Here is a 3,434-nt window from a genome sequence, read left to right as displayed (position 1 = left end):
GTGTTGTACCTGGCGCTGCGATTCTTATTGGTGGTAACCCTGGTGCCGGTAAATCAACCCTGCTATTGCAGACTATGTGTCAGCTTTCTTCCCAGTTACCGACACTTTATGTCACTGGCGAAGAATCTCTTCAACAAGTTGCGATGCGAGCATCTCGATTAGGGTTACCAAAAGAGCATCTCAAAATGCTCTCTGAAACCAATGTTGATAAAATCTGTCAGGTTGCAGAAAGAGAGCAGCCTAAGATCATGGTTATCGACTCAATCCAAGTTATGCATGTCGCTGACGTTCAATCGTCTCCTGGCAGTGTTGCTCAGGTGCGCGAATCGGCAACCGCATTAACGCGCTATGCGAAACAGAACAACGTTGCCGTGTTCCTAGTGGGACACGTAACTAAAGACGGTACCTTAGCGGGACCAAAAGTACTTGAACACATTATTGACTGTTCGGTGTTGTTAGATGGCGGAACGGACAGTCGTTTTAGAACCTTGCGCAGCCACAAGAACCGTTTTGGTGCAGTGAATGAGCTAGGTGTGTTTGCCATGACAGGGCAAGGACTAAAAGAAGTTAGCAATCCATCGGCTATTTTCCTGTCTCGTGGTGAAGAAGAAACCTCAGGCAGTTCAGTGATGGTGGTTTGGGAAGGGACGCGTCCACTTCTTGTCGAAATTCAAGCGCTGGTGGATTATTCGCAGCTGGCTAACCCGCGTCGTGTCGCTGTTGGTCTCGAGCAAAATCGACTGTCATTGTTATTAGCCGTGCTGCATAAACACGGCGGCTTACAAATGGCTGACCAAGATGTGTTTGTGAATGTCGTTGGTGGTGTTAAAGTAACCGAAACCAGTGCTGATCTTGCATTGGTAATGGCATTACTTTCGAGTTTCAGAGACCGCGCATTGCCAAAAGATGTGGTGGTTTTTGGCGAAGTAGGCCTTGCTGGTGAGATTCGACCTGTACCGAGCGGTCAAGAGCGCTTAAATGAGGCGTTTAAACACGGCTTCAAGAGAGCCATTGTACCAGCGGCTAACATGCCTAAAGGTGGCATTCCAGGAATGCAGATCCACGGTGTGAAAAAATTATCGGAAGCAATTAATGCTTTTGATGAGTTGTAATTGAGCTCACTTCAGCTACTCTATACAGCAGAAATTCAGTCTAACTTAAACGCTATTTTCGCTTTAAGTTAGCACTAAACTTAACAATCATTTAGATTGTTTCTTCAGATTGCCTTTTCTATATGTTAGAAAAAGGCAAAGTTTTTTAGTCCCAAATGCATGCAAAGCTATCAGTCCTCACAGATTGTGATATACTCTGCGCGCATTTTATATCCTATTAACAGAGTAAGACAATGGCAGATTTATCGAAATACAGAAACATTGGTATTTTCGCGCACGTTGATGCGGGTAAAACAACTACCACTGAGCGTATCCTTAAGCTAACTGGTCAGATCCACAAGACTGGTGAAGTACATGATGGCGAATCAACTACTGACTTCATGGAACAGGAAGCTGAGCGCGGAATTACTATCCAATCAGCAGCTGTAAGCTGTTTCTGGAACGGTCACCGTCTAAACGTTATCGATACTCCTGGACACGTTGACTTCACAGTTGAAGTATACCGTTCTCTTAAAGTACTTGATGGCGGTATCGGTGTATTCTGTGGTTCTGGTGGTGTTGAACCACAATCAGAAACTAACTGGCGCTACGCTAACGAATCAGAAGTATCTCGTCTGATCTTCGTTAACAAACTAGACCGTATGGGTGCAGATTTCTACAACGTTGTTGACCAAGTTAAAAACGTTCTAGGTGCAACTCCTCTAGTTATGGTTCTACCAATCGGCCGCGAAGATGAATTCGTGGGTGTTGTAGACCTTCTAAGCCGTAAAGCATACGTTTGGGATGACACTGGTCTTCCTGAAAACTACGAAATCACTGATGTTCCTGCGGACATGGTTGATGACGTTGAGCAATACCGTGAAGAGCTAATCGAAACTGCTGTAGAGCAAGACGATGACCTAATGGAAGCTTACATGGAAGGTGAAGAGCCTTCTATCGAAGACATCAAACGTTGTATCCGTAAAGGTACTCGTGATATCGCATTCTTCCCTACGTTCTGTGGTTCTGCGTTCAAGAACAAAGGCATGCAAGTTATCCTTGATGCTGTAGTAGATTACCTACCTTCTCCAACTGAAGTTGATCCTCAACCTCTAATGGATGAGAACGGCGAAGAAACAGGCAACCACGCTATCGTTTCTACTGAAGAAACTTTCAAAGCGCTTGCGTTCAAAATCATGGATGACCGTTTCGGTGCTCTAACTTTCGTTCGTATTTACTCTGGTAAATTGAACAAAGGTGACACGATCCTTAACTCATTCACAGGTAAAACTGAGCGTGTTGGCCGTATGGTTGAGATGCAAGCTGATGACCGTAACGAACTAACTAGCGCACAAGCTGGTGACATCATTGCGATCGTTGGTATGAAGAACGTTCAAACTGGTCACACTCTATGTGATCCAAAAGACCAAGTAACGCTTGAGCCAATGGTTTTCCCAACTCCAGTAATCTCTATCGCTGTATCTCCAAAAGATAAAGGCGGTTCTGAGAAAATGGGTATCGCGATCGGTAAAATGGTTGCTGAAGATCCATCTTTCCAAGTTGAGACTGACGAAGAAACTGGCGAAACTATCCTTAAAGGTATGGGTGAGCTTCACCTAGACATCAAGGTAGATATCCTTAAGCGTACTTACGGCGTTGACCTAACAGTTGGTGCTCCTCAAGTTGCTTACCGTGAAACTATCACTCAAGCAATTGAAGATAGCTACACGCATAAGAAACAGTCTGGTGGTTCTGGTCAATTCGGTAAGATCGATTACCGTATCAAACCAGGTGAAGCAGGTTCTGGCTTCAAGTTCAACTCAGTAGTTGTGGGCGGTAACGTTCCTAAAGAATTCTGGCCTGCAGTTGAGAAAGGCTTTGCTGGCATGATGGATAACGGCGTACTAGCTGGCTTCCCTACGCTAGACGTTGAAGTTGAACTTTTCGATGGTGGTTTCCACGCAGTCGATTCATCTGCTATCGCATTTGAAATCGCAGCGAAAGGCGCATTCCGTCAATCTATGCCTAAAGCTGGCGCGCAACTTCTTGAGCCTATCATGAACGTTGACGTGTTCACTCCAGACGATCACGTTGGTGATGTTATCGGTGACCTTAACCGTCGTCGTGGCATGATCAAAGATCAACAAGCTGGCGTTACTGGTGTTCGTATTAAAGCTGACGTACCTCTTTCTGAGATGTTCGGCTACATCGGTCACCTACGTACTATCACTTCTGGTCGTGGCCAATTCTCTATGGAATTCGCACAATACGCACCATGTCCAACTAACGTTGCTGACGAAGTGATTGCAAAAGTTAAAGCAGAAAAAGAAGCTGGTAAGTAAT

2 protein-coding genes are annotated in these 3,434 nt (G+C 45.1%); both read left to right on the top strand.

Going from position 1 to position 3,434, the window contains the following annotated elements:
* The coding region (gene radA, locus AB4496_RS20350) for a DNA repair protein RadA (RefSeq protein WP_372131776.1) at positions 1-1,112 on the top strand (1,112 nt) is incomplete at its 5' end.
* A 233-nt stretch (positions 1,113-1,345) separates the two neighbouring features.
* A complete protein-coding gene (gene fusA / locus AB4496_RS20345) occupies positions 1,346-3,433 on the top strand; it encodes an elongation factor G (protein WP_009847514.1) in 2,088 nt (695 codons plus the stop codon).
* Position 3,434 lies beyond the last annotated feature (1 nt).

Origin of the sequence: Vibrio sp. 10N.222.46.A1 (genome assembly GCF_041473595.1) — a bacterium.
Lineage (GTDB): Bacteria > Pseudomonadota > Gammaproteobacteria > Enterobacterales > Vibrionaceae > Vibrio > Vibrio tasmaniensis_A.
This window is presented reverse-complemented; position numbering and strand designations above follow the sequence as displayed.

Coding starts and splice junctions, on each gene's coding strand:
- fusA (WP_009847514.1), top strand. CDS start 1,346: ATGGCAGATTTATCGAAATACAGAAACATTGGTATTTTCGCGCACGTT.